At 34.9% G+C, this 16,229-nt stretch carries 14 protein-coding genes and 1 pseudogene; 10 read left to right on the forward strand and 5 right to left on the reverse strand.

Annotation, left to right across the window (positions count from 1 at the left end; genetic code table 11):
* Window positions 1–1,002: 1,002 nt before the first annotated feature.
* The 3 genes from tnpC to B2C77_RS06045 form a co-directional block, all read right to left on the reverse strand.
* Window positions 1,003–2,559: an IS66 family transposase gene (tnpC, locus tag B2C77_RS06035; protein ID WP_077706840.1), complete on the reverse strand. Its 1,557-nt coding sequence runs from the start codon at window positions 2,557–2,559 to the stop codon at window positions 1,003–1,005.
* A 67-nt stretch (window positions 2,560–2,626) separates the two neighbouring features.
* Window positions 2,627–2,977 (reverse strand): IS66 family insertion sequence element accessory protein TnpB, encoded by a 351-nt coding sequence (gene tnpB, locus B2C77_RS06040; protein ID WP_077303229.1) that lies wholly within the window; start codon window positions 2,975–2,977, stop codon window positions 2,627–2,629.
* An 8-nt stretch (window positions 2,978–2,985) separates the two neighbouring features.
* A complete protein-coding gene (locus tag B2C77_RS06045; RefSeq protein WP_254843941.1) occupies window positions 2,986–3,243 on the reverse strand; it encodes an IS66 family insertion sequence element accessory protein TnpB in 258 nt (85 codons plus the stop codon).
* Between the two features lie 120 nt (window positions 3,244–3,363).
* Here B2C77_RS06045 and B2C77_RS06050 point away from each other — a divergent pair, with 120 nt between their 5' ends.
* The 9 genes and pseudogenes from B2C77_RS06050 to B2C77_RS06090 all read left to right on the forward strand — a co-directional run bounded on the left by B2C77_RS06050 (window position 3,364) and on the right by B2C77_RS06090 (window position 11,314).
* Complete coding sequence (locus tag B2C77_RS06050; protein WP_077702818.1) at window positions 3,364–3,696, forward strand: hypothetical protein; 333 nt, start codon at window positions 3,364–3,366, stop codon at window positions 3,694–3,696.
* 371 nt (window positions 3,697–4,067) lie between these two features.
* Window positions 4,068–4,564: pseudogene (locus B2C77_RS06055) on the forward strand (P-loop nucleotide/nucleoside kinase family protein).
* Window positions 4,565–4,686: 122 nt separating this feature from the next.
* A complete protein-coding gene (locus B2C77_RS06060) occupies window positions 4,687–5,232 on the forward strand; it encodes a GNAT family N-acetyltransferase (protein WP_073012978.1) in 546 nt (181 codons plus the stop codon).
* 249 nt (window positions 5,233–5,481) lie between these two features.
* The gene (locus B2C77_RS21990) at window positions 5,482–5,724 is read left to right on the forward strand and encodes a GNAT family N-acetyltransferase (RefSeq protein ID WP_367946659.1); all 243 of its coding nucleotides are present in this window, start codon (window positions 5,482–5,484) and stop codon (window positions 5,722–5,724) included.
* A gap of 132 nt (window positions 5,725–5,856) precedes the next feature.
* Window positions 5,857–6,159, forward strand: a complete 303-nt coding sequence (locus B2C77_RS22325; RefSeq protein WP_141130693.1) for a metallophosphoesterase — start codon at window positions 5,857–5,859, stop codon at window positions 6,157–6,159.
* Window positions 6,160–6,338: 179 nt separating this feature from the next.
* Entirely contained in the window at window positions 6,339–6,965 is a 627-nt protein-coding gene (plsY, locus tag B2C77_RS06075; protein WP_077702819.1) for a glycerol-3-phosphate 1-O-acyltransferase PlsY, read from the forward strand.
* 624 nt (window positions 6,966–7,589) lie between these two features.
* A complete protein-coding gene (locus tag B2C77_RS06080; RefSeq protein ID WP_077702820.1) occupies window positions 7,590–7,946 on the forward strand; it encodes a DUF4372 domain-containing protein in 357 nt (118 codons plus the stop codon).
* A gap of 281 nt (window positions 7,947–8,227) precedes the next feature.
* Entirely contained in the window at window positions 8,228–9,844 is a 1,617-nt protein-coding gene (locus B2C77_RS06085; RefSeq protein ID WP_077702821.1) for an amidohydrolase, read from the forward strand.
* 30 nt (window positions 9,845–9,874) lie between these two features.
* On the forward strand, window positions 9,875–11,314 hold the full coding sequence (locus B2C77_RS06090; RefSeq protein ID WP_077702822.1) for a sodium:solute symporter family protein: 1,440 nt from the start codon (window positions 9,875–9,877) through the stop codon (window positions 11,312–11,314).
* A 713-nt stretch (window positions 11,315–12,027) separates the two neighbouring features.
* Here the strand turns inward: B2C77_RS06090 and B2C77_RS06095 are convergent.
* Window positions 12,028–13,269 (reverse strand): MFS transporter, encoded by a 1,242-nt coding sequence (locus B2C77_RS06095; protein WP_077702823.1) that lies wholly within the window; start codon window positions 13,267–13,269, stop codon window positions 12,028–12,030.
* Window positions 13,270–13,562: 293 nt separating this feature from the next.
* Window positions 13,563–15,317 carry an ABC transporter substrate-binding protein gene (locus B2C77_RS06100; RefSeq protein ID WP_164085472.1) on the reverse strand — a complete coding sequence of 585 codons (1,755 nt, stop codon included), beginning with the start codon at window positions 15,315–15,317 and terminating at the stop codon, window positions 13,563–13,565.
* Between the two features lie 222 nt (window positions 15,318–15,539).
* Here B2C77_RS06100 and B2C77_RS06105 point away from each other — a divergent pair, with 222 nt between their 5' ends.
* Window positions 15,540–16,226 carry a 4'-phosphopantetheinyl transferase family protein gene (locus B2C77_RS06105; RefSeq protein ID WP_077702825.1) on the forward strand — a complete coding sequence of 229 codons (687 nt, stop codon included), beginning with the start codon at window positions 15,540–15,542 and terminating at the stop codon, window positions 16,224–16,226.
* Window positions 16,227–16,229 lie beyond the last annotated feature (3 nt).

Consider the following 16,229-nt stretch of genomic DNA (forward strand, 5'->3'; position numbering starts at 1 on the left):
TACTTTTGATTACGACATTCAATATGTACCAGCTTTCAATCTTTTTTACTACCTGTTGTGGTGCGGAAGGCTTTACCATTGAAGGAGAAGCATTTATCAACCACGGTTTTAACTGCTCGCTCTTTACCGCCATGTCAATTCTTAGTGAATGCTGGGAGGGTAAGAGGCCCCGCCAGCAGAGCTTAGAATGGATTGTCCGTGGTACGTTATTGATGCGGATAGAGCCATAAAAGTCTTCTTTTTTCTATTCGCTAAAAAATTCACTATCACGGACACAAACAAGGTTAAGGATGGTGGGGTATTGCTCTATTTCTAAGCTGAAACAACGAGCTAATTTTATCTCAGTTTTTTGGTGGACTTGAACTATGAAACAGTGGACTCTATGTGCATATTCAATTTTAGTACAGACGAACCTTATTGGAAAACACGATAGACTCGATATGGATATTGGTGGATCTGTTTATGTGATATAATCACTTGGCCGTAATTTTTAGTATTAATTGTATTTTTCTTTATACTTTCAGTAAAACGACATATTGATTTGATTCAATCATTTTCTTTTCACTCTACAAAGATATTATTTTACAATATTACATTTAGATTTCTGATGGGTATTTGATAAAACTAATTGTTTGAAAATTACTTGACATTTACGGGTCATTTGTTACTATGAAGATATATTTATCTAATTTATTAGTTGCTTTCTAAGCAGAAGTCGTTACACCTTCATCTACTAGAAGGAGATTCGACATAAAGAGTTATTACCCTTGTATTCCTTAAAAAGGTTATGTTGGGTGGACGTCATGTCACAAAAGGGCAGTCATGCCTATTATATAGTATATTTAAAGCCAATTTATCTCATAATTATGGGGTTAGTTGGCTTTTTATTTGAAATTTAAATAGTTATTTTAAAAGGCAATAGCTTATCAGATTAAAATGGTGCTGCTATGTAAGCGTTAAACAGCCCACACCTATTATGTAGATGTGGGCCTATGTTAAGATTTACTTAGATTTCGTAGGAACGCGACACTCTTGAGGCATCGTGGTTGACCACGGTAAGAGTTGGGCTAGTTGTTCCCTATCTGTTGTATCTATATTGGGAAGTCGTTCAAATAAGTAGCTAAGATAATGGAATGGATTTAATCCGTTTTCCTTGGCTGTTTCCACTATGCTATAAACAGTGGCGCTGGATGTAGCTCCTTTGGCGGTATTACTAAAAAGCCAAGCTTTTCTTCCGATCACAAAAGGCTTGATCGACCGCTCTGCGCAGTTGTTGTCTATCTCCAATCTTCCATCCTTTAAAAATCCTTCTAAGCGATCCCATTGTTTACGGCAATAGGTAACAGCTTTGCCTAGTTTACTCTTCGGAAGAACACGCGGCGTTTGCTGTTTTAGCCATGCTGAAAAAGCATCCAGCACGGGCTGACTGCGCTCCAAACGTTGTTCATAACGTTCCTGTGGGCTAACGCTCTTTAGGTCGCGTTCGATATCGAATAATTGATTACAAAAGTCTAAGCCTTCTTTCGCTTTTACCGCTGTAGTGGTCGAAGATTCGGGAAGCGATTGTAATGCTTCTGTGAATTTACGACGTGCATGCGCCCAGCAACCAATCAGAACGACATTCTTTATTCCATTATAACCAGGGTAACCGTCTACTGTTAAGTAGCCCTGATATCCCTGTAGGAATCGTCGTGGATGTTTGGATGCTCTTGTTTGCTGGTACTCATACAAAATGATTGGCACATCCGTGTGTCCAGAGCGATACAGCCACATATACGAATTGGAAGTAGCTTTTCTACCTGGTTCAGATAAAACTTGTACAACTGTTTCATCTGCATGTATGGTATCCAATTCTAATAGGGCGGTATGCATCTCTTTGTAAATGAGTGTAAGCCAAGTGGTCGCACCATATATGACCCAATTAGCTAGTGTTTGACGTGGAATAAAGACGCCAAATCGTTCGAATTGCTTCTCTTGGCGATACAACGGCATTCCTTCCACGTATTTTTGCGACATCGTATAGGCCATGGCGGAAGGAGAGGCTAAACTCCCTGGAAACACAGGCGCTGGCATTTTAGCTGTTTGAATAGGCGTTTGTATCTCATGTTGTTCACAATGGCGACAGCTATAGACGTACTGGACATGTTCCACCACTTTCACCTGCGCAGGAATAACCTTTAATTCTTTACGCACTTGCGTGCTCATTTCATGCAGTTCACCAGCGCAACACGAACACACCTGTTCCTCAGCAGGTAAACGGTATTCTACCGTTTCCGTAGGCAGGTTGTCTAATTGCTTCTTGCGTTTATATGTAATCGTCTCCACCGTAGGCTCTTCATGGTTGGAATCCGAAGTGTCCTCTACCTCGTTAAAAAGAGACAGTTGGTCAGAATTGGTCTTCTCGCTAGAAGAGCCGAATTTTTGTTGTTGAAGCAATCTAAATTGTTCTTCATACCATTTTAATTTTGCTTCTAGCTCTTCTTTTTCCAACTCTAGCTTTTCGTTGAGCTCTTGATAATATTCCATTGTGTTCTTGTTTGTTTCCGCTGTTTTATCCATAAAATTAGTATACGAAAAAGAACCCGACTTGCCTAGTCGAATTCCCGTATTTCTATATTTCAATTTTTTATAGAATGGTGCGCGCTAGTACTTCTCTGTGTGCTTGGTGCTGGTTCATCGACATACCATCCAACAACCAGCGAAATTGACGTGGGCTAATAGATATAGGCGTTGTGTCTTTATCGGATGGCCATTGAAATGTTCCTTTTTCAAGCCGACGATAATACAGCCAAAATCCGTTGACTTCCCATTGCAGTATTTTTAACTTATCACGCTTTCGGTTACAAAATACAAACAGGCAAGGAGAAAAAGGGTCTAAATCGAAGCATTCTATCACAATGGCAGCAAGTCCATCAATCGATTTACGCATATCTGTGCTACCGCAAGCTAAATACACTTTTTCAAATGTCATATTCATGAACGTGATTACTTCCCTAAAACATGAATAATATCCGAGAGTAAGTTCATATCCGTTCCTGATCGCACTTCAATGGAGGTAGAACCAACGTGAATAAAGATCGGTTCTTTCTCGTGAGGTGGTACAAGTGGAGAATCACCCATTTGAACGGTTAGCCATTGTGTTTCCCTGGATGTGCTTTTCTTTATGGAGGTTTTGTCGTGCTCACGAAATTGTTGCACCCAATAATACATCTGATGCGTTTTAATTCTTTCCCCCGGTACCATTCAGATATACTTTGTCCGCTTTCCTTCCAGGCATCATACCGCGCTTTCCATTCTATTCGCTTGTCTTTTAGGGTCATCGCATAATCTCCTAATTTATTTTCTAAGAAGATTATCACATAGATGCCCTGTGATTGTTATGTGTATTTTATTTTACGCTTACCTTTAGAAGAGCAAAGAACATATTTTCTTGAGGCGTTAAAATACGGATTTGCTGCTAAGGAAGAATTGCTATTATTTTTAGAAGAACCTGAACAATATGGGTTAAAACTTGAAGAAGACTCTTACATTTATGAGTTTCTAGATGGGGTAATTAATAATATTAATCATAATCTAGAATATGATGCTAATGATATTGATTTTAGTATAGATATATCAAGTGGAGAAGATGATGATGTAGATTATTACTTGTATTCAGTAGTTGAAAAAGTTAATAAGAGGTTAAATGAAAAGTAATTTGCATCTCGTTGATTTTAATAAATTAGTATTTTTTAGTGATAATACATTAAAGAATCATTGATTATTTATTGAAAAGATTAATATATTCGGTAGTTAGGCAATAACTTTACATTGGAAACTCAATGGTTATTCATTTCCGGGTAAATAATTCTATATCAGCCATAATCTATTTTTATCATGTAACAAAAATAGGTTATGGCTTTAATTATAAGTTATTTATTTAGAATAAAGTTTATTGCAATAATTGCGAAATATTATGATATAATAAGATTGATAAGAGTATTATGAAACAATTCAACAATCGGGCCATATTGTAGAATGACATATCTGGGCAACAAGGCCTAAACTAAACTTGTGGGGTTAAAAATATGAAACAAAGTGGGAATTTATACTTTTTCTGCGGAAAAATGGGTGCAGGAAAATCAACTAAATCAAAAGAAATAGCAGTAATAAAAATGCGGTACTGTTATCTGAGGATAAATGGCTTTCATCCCTTTATCCCAATCAAATCGAATCATTTGAGGATTATCTAAAATTTTCGGCACAGATCAAGCCGTTGGTAAAAAAGCATGTCCAAAACATATTAAGTGTCGGTACAGATGTAGTAATGGATTTTCCAGCTAATACTCAAGGGCAGCGAAAATGGTTTTTGGAATTAGCTTTAGATGTCAATTCAAGCCATCAACTAATTTACCTTAATTTAACTAACGAGTAATGCTTACGTCAAATTGCATAAAGACTAATAGAACAACCCGAAAGAGCAGAGTTTGACACGGAAGAGATGTTTACTCATGTTACTAACTTTTTTGAAGCACCTGAAGTATCAGAGGGTTTAAATATTTTAGAGTTCAGTGGAAAAGAATAACAAGGAGTTCGACATAAAAATGTCGCATCTTCATCAATCGGGCGCAGTTGTGGAGGAAGCACTGTGCTTGTATCGGGCGAGATTGTTTAAATAAATAAAACAAATAAAGGATGGGGGAACGGATGAGAATTGATCAGCAAGAATTTATTGTAAGCGATACAACCTATGTAATTAGATCTGCTAAAAATATAGACGCAAAGGAATTGTCTGAAATCAGATTGCAAATCGATGGAGAGACTGAAAACCTTGACAGAGAAAAAGGTGAAGCATTTATAGACATTCAAGGTTTTGAAGAACTAATTAAAACAGATACAGAAAATAAGAAGAACCTTTTTTTAGTTGCTGTAATTCATGACAAGATTGTCGGCTTTTCAAGATGCGAAGGCAATCGTTTGAAAAGGTTTGCACACAAAGTAGAGTTTGGGGTTTGTATCCTAAAAGATTATTGGGGTTATGGAATTGGTAAGAATCTACTAAAAGAATCAATTGCCTGGGCTGACTCAAACGGAATAAAAAAAATAACCTTAAATGTTCTTGAGACAAATGAGAAAGCAATAAATCTCTATGAGAATTTCGGCTTCAAAACCGAAGGGATTTTGAAAAATGACAAACTTTTATCGGATAAAGAATACTACAATACCATTGTAATGGGAAGATTTAATGGATGATGCCTATGCGCTGTTCCGTAAAAGGAAGCAGTTGTAGAAGAAGCATTGAGCTTGAATTAGGCCATTTTGTGGAAAAACACTTGGAGTGAGCAGTGTATGCGGGGATAGGAGATAAGAAAAATTATTAATCTGTTTTTAAATTTTAGACACTTTAGTAGAGCAAAGCAAAGAAGAAGGTTTTCCTTTGTAGAACGGTTATTGAATGATTAAAAAAATGGTATTAATACGTTTAGCCATTTTGGAGAAGGGATCTTTGGTGTATTTAATGAAAAAGGTTTAGTTATCTCTATTGGCAAACTAAACAAGGACCCGTTTTCTAATGAACAACATATAGGCAGACTGAAAAGGTTTTATGTTGATATGGATTATAGAAGGAATGGCATCGGTAGTATTCTTGTAACAAATATAATTAACGAAGCCAGAAAGCATTATAAAATTTTAGTGCTTCATACAGATACAAAGCAAGCGGATAAATTTTACAACTCAATCTAAAAGGGCGATATTTATCCAAAACCAAGTCACTTTATGGAGCTTTAAAGCAAAAGTATTTATTAAGCTGTCGAAGATATTTAAGGTTGAGTTTCATCAAATAGGCCATTCAGTTGAACATTGGAAGGAGAAGTTATGTCTAAGAATATTGCTGTACTAACGGATATACATGGGAACAGTTCTGCACTTAATGCCGTACTTAAAGATATAGATGAACAAGGAAATATAGAGCATATCTATTGCTTAGGAGATTTGATTGCCATTGGACATGAGATGTTCACCGTTGAAGACATTGACGAAATGGTGGCCAAACTTACTAAGTATGGTGCCCAGCTCGTAGGCGAAGTGGTTCAGTACGAGAACTCGTATCGGCTCTGTTACATTCGTGGAACCGAAGGACTTTTAATCGGTTTGGCGGAACAACTCGGTAACAAATAAGTGAGTGACGTTTTATAAGTATACTGAAATGTTATATGCCAATTCGTCTCGATTTGAAAAAAATTCTTATTCAATAAAAGGGCGCAAATCTAGAATAAAATCATTTTTGAATCAGAAAATCACTTTGGAAATTAAAGGAGCATTTGGAAGATATTTTAATTATATAGAGGGAGGAAGTAATGACTAATATCATACTGCTATTTTCTTCTTTAGCCTCTAGTTATTTTTTAGGTAGCCTTAACTCTGCTGTCATTGTTGGTAAATTATATGGGAAGGACATAAGGAACTGTGGAAGTAGAAGCGCGGGGCTAACCAATACGTTGAGGGTATTAGGTAAAACCGCTGCGGTATTTGTTCTTGTCGGAGATGTATTAAAAGGGATAATTGCTTGTTTTATAGGTCTAATTTTCTTTGAAGTTTACTTCTATACGGGAGATGCTCAAGATAGTTTAAGCCTTTTAGTCGCAGGTTTAGGAGCAGTTATTGGGCATAACTGGCCTTTATTTTTTAAATTTAGAGGGGGGAAGGGAGCATTAACAGCAGTGTCTGTGCTGTTTATGGTTAATTGGATTCTGGCTCTTTTATGCATTGCTTTTTTTATATTAATTGTAGCTATGACACGGTATGTATCTTTAGGAACAATTAGTGCTACTGGACTTATTCCAGTTGTCTCATTTATTTCTGTTTTTGGACATACCTTTTATTTTAATATATTTGCTTGTTTAATGGCTGCCATTATTATTATTAAACACAGAGAAAATATACAAAGGTTACTTTCAGGCACAGAAAATAAACTTATATTTTGATTTTAATGGTAGTGGATTTACCATTAAGGTTATAGTTTTGGGTGAGTGCTATTGGGAGTTGAAATACATGTAACGTAACGAAATGTGCATGCTTTTCGAGAAAGAACTTCGCAACCTTTAAAGATTCTATTGGAATTGTTTTATAAGTTGATAAAATTTTAAACATGGATATTACGTTTTGGTGGGCTAAAATAAAGGCGTACTGCTGGTGGCATCCCATTAAGTGATAAAAGTAGGGATAATGTAAATATTTAAATGATACAGAAATAGGTTGACTAAAGAAAGAATATTTGTTAAATTATAAAAAATTCAACATTTTAGAGCTGCTTAATCTAATAGACTCTATTCCAGAAATAGAGCATTCCTTAGATAAAACCAGTAATAAAAATGGAGGTATATTATTTTATACTCCTTTTTATTACTGGTTTTAATTTTTATTAGAGAAGGTAGCGATTCCATAACTAAGATTTTAATTATAAGAGGTCACTAGCATTGCATTAAATAAACCTGATGATTCAAAATACTGAAAATGTTCAATAATTACGTGTTCATGAAACAAAAAAATCCTTTACAATGGAAGTACAGGTGGTTCCTGCCCAAATCCAAAAGTAAAGGATAATCCGTATGGACAAGAATACACTAAAATCATCATTTGGTAAATGGGTTTCACCTATAAATACGAAAAAACTATTTGAACAAGTAGAAGAAAATAAACAAGATTACTACACAAAAAAGCTAACAACTGCAGCGTATATAAAGCTTATGTTACTTGCCCAACTGCAAGGATTCGAGAGCTTGGAAGAAATGAGCGATGCCCTAATAGATGATGGACTTCAAAAAGCACTGGGGTTTGAATCGATTAGTACATCTCAGCTATCAAGGAAGAATAATGAAATGAATCCAATGATCCTTTCCCATTTATTCTTGGACGAGGTAAAAGTTTTACAAAATAAAACATTTCATTTTCTTAATCAGCAGTAAATCAGCTTTTCTCCTTGTTGGTAAATACATACAAAGTAAGCAGAATCGCGTAGAATATGATTTACGAAAATCTATGTATTATCGTGGTACATCACCATCTAACAACGATACAACAGACTTATTGGAAACTTACTTGTCCTTGGCAGTTAAGATGTTATTGAGCTTATTCAAATTATTAACAAACGTTTTCTTCAGATCAAATGTGCCATCCACGGGCGCTAAATGAGTGCACGTAACGCCTATATAGTTTTAGTATATATTAAACGAAAGGAAGAAATAAAATGAGATATTATTTGGAAGCGGATACAATTATTATGAATGCGAGAGTTTTTACCATGGATGACCTGCAACCGAGAGCTGAGGCAATAGCAATTAAAGATGGAAACATTGCCTACGTTGGATCTGAGGAAGAGGCTTTTTCTTGGAAAGGTGAGAATACTCAAATTGTAGATGTGAATGGAAAAACGGTATTACCAGGATTTATTGAAAGTCATACACATCCGGTTGAATACGGATTAAATTTACTTAAATTAGACTGTCGCCCTAACGAAACTCCATCCATAGGAGCTATCCTAAAAAAAGTTAAAGAAAAAGCGGATCGATTGCCAGAAGGTGAATGGATTAGAGGGTGGGGGTGGGATGACAGTAGAATGAAAGAAAAGCGAAATCCAACACGACGGGATTTAGATAAAGTTGCTCCAAACCATCCGGTTATTTTAGAGAGAACCTGTAAACATATGGCTGTATGTAATTCAAAAGCGCTAGAAATTAGTGGTGTTTCTGAAAATACTTCAAGTCCTGATGGTGGGCATATAGAACGTGAAAAAGATACTGGGAAATTAACAGGCCTGGTTCAAGAAAAAGCTCAAGGAATGATAGCTGTCCCTCAATACAAAGTGAAAGATATCATAAAAGGAATGAAATTAGCGCAAAAAGATTTTGCTAAATGGGGAATAACAACCGCCCATGAAATGGGTACACAGGCTAACTACTTTAGGGCTTATCAGGAAATGGATATGAATAAAGACTTACAAGTAAGAATTAGGCCATGGTTTTGGGCGATCGATCAAAATGGATTTCAAGGTTATTTTGATGAAGTTTTAGCCTTGGGTATTCAAAGTGGTTTGGGTGACGATATGATAAAAGTTCAAGGCATGAAGTTCATGCTTGATGGTAGTGTAGGGGGGAAAACGGCAGCAGTAGAAATGCCCTATGAAAATGAAGAGAACCGCGGCATCCTGTATGATAATGCAGATCACTTTTCCCCTTTTGTGAAACAAGCCTTAGAAGCTGGATTAAGAGTGGCGATACATGGAATTGGAGAAAGAGCAATAGAAGTAGCTATTACTGCGTTTGAACGAGCAAGTACATCTGTTGATATCAAGAAAATGAAAAATCGTATTGAACATTGTGGTCTTCCAACTCATGATCATTTAAGGAGGATGAATAATCTTGAATTAATAGCTGCTTCCTCCATAGGTTTTGTTTATTATTTGGGTGATAGTTATTTGAAAAACCTTGGAGAAGAAAGAGTAAAACGGGTTTATCCTCATCGTTACTTTAAGGAGTATAACATTGTTGCACCAGGAAATTCAGACTTGCCTGTTACTGGTGGCAATCCATGGACGGGGATTTATGCAGCGGTAAACAGAAAAACAATATCTGGTCAAGTACTTGATGAAACGCAAAACATTACTATACACGATGCGATTAAAGCATACACAGCCGATGCAGCATATAGTTCAGGGGAAGAACATTTAATTGGTGTAATTAGACCTTCCGCAAAAGCAGATATTATTGTTGTTTCTGAGAATCCGTACGAAATAGATGTAGAGAACCTAATAGATATCAATGTGGAATATACGTTTTTAAATGGAAAATTAATCTACAATCAATAAAAAATAAACAATAGAAGGGTAGGACCATGAATGTTCCCGGAAGAACAAAAAATGGTATTAGGTTCCATAGTGATTCTTTATTTCTTCTTTTTATTCGCCCTTTCTGTTTACATTAATAAAAGTTCGATTAAAACATATGATGATTACAATTTGGCAAGCAGAAATGTATCATTATTTCCTATTATCCTAACTTTTGTTGGGACTGCTGTTGGGGGATCGACATTACTCGGTTTTATGGAAAATGGAAATGTTTTAGGGATGGGACAGCAATGGTTGAACATTAGCTTATTAGTAGTGGGAATACTTATGGCCTTCTTTCTAGTAAAAAAGATTAGAAAGATAGGAAGTAAACATAGAATGGTTACCATTGGTGACTTTACAGCACTTCGATACGGTGAATCCGCACGTATTCCTACTGTTATAAGTATATTGATTGCCTATTGCGCAATTACAGGTATGCAATTTACTGCTATTGCCACTATATTAAATTTGACGATTGGCCTTAGCATGACCACAGGGGTTGTAATTAGTTGGGTTCTATTAACCATCAAGACATATTACGGGGGATTAAAATCTGTTATATGGCAGGATGCTGTTCATGGGACTATACAGACAGTTGGTGTATTCTTACTATTCTTTGCCACTTTAATTGTTGCAGGAGATTTTAGTACTATTTCACAAAATGCTCAGGCAATAAACGAAGGAAGCCACTTAAATGTTTTTGGAATACCGACAACAGAAGTTTTAATATATACTGTTACAATTGGAGGTTATCAGTTTGTTCGGCAAGATTTATGGCAAAGGTATTGGGCAGCCAGTAGTGATAGAGTAGCTCTTCGTGGATACTGGGCTTCCATCATCCTTGGTTGTTTAATTGGAGCATTTGTAATTGCTATTGGAGTCTTGGGAAAATATGGTTTACAACTTAATATGGAAAATTCAGCGTTAATTTATTATGAAGTTATTACAAACGTTTTTCATTTCCCAATAATTATAATCATGATTACCGCGTTAATGGCAACCGTTATTTCAACTGCTGATTCCTTTTTTATGGCAAGTTCTTCTTCCGTTATCAATGATTTAATTAAACCTAGAATGAAGAATAGGGATGATACAAAGTTATTGAAATACAGTCGCTTATCCGTAATTTTAGTTTCAGTCTTTGCATTATTGCTTTCCCTGTATATTCCACAATTAGTAAATCTATGGGTAACTGGTACAGCCATGTTGGTATCGGGCTTATTGGCACCTGTTGTTTTTGGGCTATTTTGGAAAGGTGCAACTAAACAAGCAGGTATTTCATCCATGTGGTTAGGGCTCGTTGTTGCGGTTACATGGCAAATTTCAGGTCATCCTTTTGGAGTACATCCGGTATTTCTCGGATTGCCTATTTCTATTCTAACGTTGCTTATTGTTTCATTCCTGACAAAGGACAAGGAGCAAGATAACTCTATAGATATAGCAAATTAATTATTATTGGGAGGCGGTGATCACTTTGTTTTTGAAAATAACGAAAGATAGTAATACGAATTAGATAAAAAACATATCCGAATACTTGTCGTAAATCTTCTATAATTTACATAAATGAAGTATGTCCTAAAACATATTTGCTTCCTCGCTTTTAGTTTTCGTCTAATGTTTCATACTGCTGTCTATATTAAACCTTCAGCTTATAGTGGTTGTTATCGTACGGGAGAGCGTCCGAAAGTCAATGCTTCAAAACTAGTTGCAGATCGTATCAATGCCAATTAAAATTCTTAAGTCATTGTATTTGTTTAAGAGTAATTAAGAACCACTTAACAGTTTATTTTAAAAGATAAGAAAGTATAAAATTTGATGCTATGGCGTAACCAAATAACCGAATGGGCCCCGTCCGGCTCCAGCACCAACAACTAGGCGACTTCACTCCATTGCCCTACGATAAGTCATCATCGGTTCGGTCTAAATAGGAAGGCCGGCTAAAGACGGGCTTGCCGGAGGGCGCCGGCACACTCCTGTTGCAGGAGCATGATTCCTAAAACTTTAGTTGATTCGTTCTAGTCGCTACGTTGCTAAACGGGCGCTTGCGCCTTTGTTCATAGTTTTCAGTATGTTCAAGCTTATTTCATTTTAATTAGCTAAGAGGCAGAAAATAATATAAAAACACTTTTTGTATATGTCAATTTGTACTAGTCTTTAAAGTTCTACGCAATATCTTTTTTTGTTTTTAATCTATAATCCTGAACGGTCCATAAGAAACCCAGTATCCCAAGGCCGCCTATCAACAAAAACAGAGCTGTCATCATAGCATTCGATAATAAAGCACTAATCATTAGGCCTAAACTACCTAATATTTGTCCTGCATCCATGGATAATCCGCTCACTGCTATATAAGAGCCTCTTGCATCTTTATTTGCTAATTGTGCTACATAGGTTGAACGAATAGGCTGGAAAAGAATTTCTCCTACAGTAGCTACTGCGATTGCAACTGTCAACAGGACTATCACGTTATTCCATGCTAAGAAGCTGTAACCCAATACGTACATAAACAAGCCTACGAACAAAGTAGTATTCATATTTATTTTCTGAGCTATGTTTCCAACTATACCCGATGCTAAAATTACAATCATCGTATTAGTAACAATTAGAATGCTTAACATTTTGGGACCATCAATGATGATTCCGAAAATCGAAGTATGAATATCTTCATTTAGACGAACAGCGATAAAGCCATATAGCTGAAATTCTAACGATAGAATGAGTAGTGTTGATACGCAAAGGACCATGAAACGAGCGTCTTTTAATACTTTTATATAATCGGAAATAAAGCCTAAAATAACACCATTCTTCTTATCATTTTTTGGCACATAATCATCTTGAATCCATCCCACTGTTAACAAGAATGTAAAGATTGAGAGGATGGCAAATCCTAAAAATAGCTCAAATTTATGAGTTTGGAAGAATAATCCACCGAGGATGATCCCCATTGAGAATGCAAGATTGCTAGACCAATAGACAAATCGATACATCAAGGGCTGTTCTTCCTCTGAACTAACGTCTATTAGGAGTGCTTCTGAGGCAGGATCGATAAATCTGCTGGTAATACTTAATAGAAAAAACATAAAAAAAGTAAGCCAGACAGATTCAAACCATGGAGAATTAGCAAGAGCAATAATGACAAATGAAATTGTTTGAATTATACTTCCTGCTACCATGACTTTTTTTCTTCCAAACCGATCTGCAAAAGAACCTCCATACATACCAAAGATGATCGATACAACGGTTGTCAATGTTAAAATTGCTCCAGCCCAAGCCATTCCTAGATTACTGGAAAAATAAATGGCCATAAAGGGAAATATACTCATTTCCGCTATATCCGAAACAAATGAAACAACCATGCGAATTTTAATATTCAAATGAAATTGTTTAAAATCAGATAAATTCATTGCTTTTCTTCTCCTTCCCCAATTAATATTGTATATTGGAAATTAAGAAGGAAAAAGTGCAATGTATGTTTTTATATTTCACATTTTTTAGAGAATTTGTTTTTCTAAATGAGAAAAGTCCAACAGTAAAAAATAAAGCAGTCCATATTCTAACCTACTAGCTATAATTATTATTAAAGGGTTATCATATATTAATTATACAATTTCTTCTTTAACTCTACCTTAATTTATATAACTTCTTTCAAAAAAACTCTTCTGAAAATCATTTTATTAGCTATTTATAAAGTATAAACTTATTCTTTTTTTAACCATAACTTCCGAAATATTGGCCAGCCATATCCACTTATATGAATTCCTTGTAAATTTGATTGGAAGGTATCCTGTTCAGATGCATGAACGGTAAAAATAATGGTGCCATCTTCTTTTAATTTTTCTTCAACTGCTTGAAATGCTAGAAGAAACCCCTCATAATGGGGCTGTTTTATTATGGCATTGAAACCTTTGTCTAATTCGTCAAGTTGAGAAGGACTAAGAAATCTACGAATTCCATATTCATTGCGAAGGAGTATTAGAATCGCTAACTCTATATTATCTTCAAAACCTTCTCCTGTGTAAACGGCATCAAAAGATAACATGAAGTCTTCATTGTAGATATCCGCCAACTCAATTGGGTGAACCTTAACCTTAATGCCGATCTCCTTTAGTTTGTGTGCCATCCAATTGGCATCCTCTAAAAAATCTTCAAAACGTAATGCAGCTAAATGGATAATTTCACCTTTGTATTTCGATTTATTAAGAAGTTGTTTTGCCTTCATAGTCGAATGCTTCATGTTCTTGTAATTGCTCTTACTTGGAATAAAACTTGTGGAAGGTGCTTCTCTTGCTCCCCCCAAGTCCTGTACCATTTTTCGAGAATCAATCATTTCACTCACTGCTTGTTTAAAGAAACAACTTTGGTGGGCACCTGACTTTTTCATGTTAAATATTAAGTAATTACTTCCATTATCATAAATGGTATAAGTTAAGCCTTTCGTTTTATCTTTTCCTAGATTATCATGGGTAAAAAAATTCAATGGATTAAGGTTAGTTTCAGGTAGTTTCCACATTTGAATTTGGTCTAAAAAAGGTCTTCCTTGAAAATGATATTCAAAAGCCTTTAAAACAATTTTTTTATCATTAACAAAGTCAATTTTGAAAGGTCCGGTTCCTATAAGAATGGAGTTATTAATATCATATCCTATAGGGATAATGGATGTGAAAATAGCACTTAAAAAATTGGAAAATACACGATTCCCATCTTTTAAGTGAAATGAGATGATGTATTTGTTTTGAATCGTAATATCTTGTATCCCCTCCAACAACCATTTATTTGGAATATCTATGCCACTATTTATAAGTGATTGAAATGTCCATTGAACGTCTTTACTAGTTAAAGTTTTTCCATCATGAAATCGAACCCCTTTGCGAATATAAAAGGTCCAAATGGAGTAGTCCTCGTTAACTTCCCATCCATGTGCAAGATGGGGTTCGATCGTTTTGCTAACAGCATTATAACGAACCAGTGTGTCAAAGACCTCATTAAGGATATGAGCCTCTGTAGCAATTGTTACAAAAAAAGGGTTCATATTATACATACTGTGTTGGAATGGCATATGTAAAATATCATTCATTTCCTCTTGTTTTTCTATATGTTGAATACCAAATGCATTTTTTATGGTAGATAAAAGATTCTCTTTTAGGCTAGAGGAAAAATTACTTTGTATTGCAAAGTTTACTGCTTCTTTCACTTTCTCCTTTTTAACCAAATTTTCAACATGAAGAAGTGCTGCTTCGTCGAAAGACTTTAAAAATGTTAAGGTTGATTTTTTGCCACGACCACGTTGACCTTTCCAAGCAACATACCCTTTTTCAATCCATTTTTGCAATATATAGTGAGCATTTCTAGAAGAACAGAAAAGAATATCTGCTATTTCTTGTTTGGATATAAGTATTTTGTCCGCCTGTTGATATTTAAATTTTAAATCAATATAATACTCTAAAACCTCCATTTGAAAACAAACTCCTTCAAAATATGAAAAATAAAATTTCATATTTCACTTTTTTCTTATTATTTTCCAATATACAATAAAACATAGATAATGAAAAGGAAAAAAATTACTTTCATAGCATGATTATACTATAATATAGGAAATTACAAATTTTTTATAGTTCTATTATATTAAGGGATTGATTTTAGTTTTTAATAGTTATTAAAAAGTAGGGTGTGATATATGTTAGATATTTATCTAATAAAGTTGCCGAAAAAAATACATAATTTTTCTCGTTTATTAAATATTATTGATTTAGATAAAAAAGAAAAAATTAGATCTTTTGCTAGAATATCCGATTCTTATAGAACATTGATTTCTGATTTGTTAGTTAGATATATATTGTCAAAAAGGTTACATGTCAGCTACAATGATTTAACTTTTGGGTTAGGGGAATTTGGTAAACCTTTTTGTTCTTCTCACCATGTTCATTATAATGTTTCACACTCCGGTGATTGGGTAGTTATGGCAGTTGGAGAATACGGGATAGGAATTGATATAGAAAAAGTGAATAGATGTGATTTTGACGATATAGTACTAACATTTTTTTCAAGCATGGAGATACAATATTATCTTCGAACGCCTGCTGCAGAGAGGAAAGAAACTTTTTTTGAAATATGGACATTGAAGGAATCTTTTGTTAAAAATATGGGACTAGGGTTAAATTTGCCTTTAGATCGGTTTTCAATATGGAAATACAAGGAAGATATATATATTAAACAAGATTTTGATGATAATCAGTACTATTTTAAACAATATGATGCTGTAGCTAACTATAAATTATCAGTTTGTTATAGAGATGATTCTTTTCCAAAAGAGTGCCAACTAAACGAAGTTAATATAGGCTTGCTAGAAAATTTTTTTGTTTAATGA

The organism is Virgibacillus dokdonensis (assembly GCF_900166595.1).
In the GTDB taxonomy this organism is placed as follows: domain Bacteria; phylum Bacillota; class Bacilli; order Bacillales; family Amphibacillaceae; genus Virgibacillus; species Virgibacillus dokdonensis.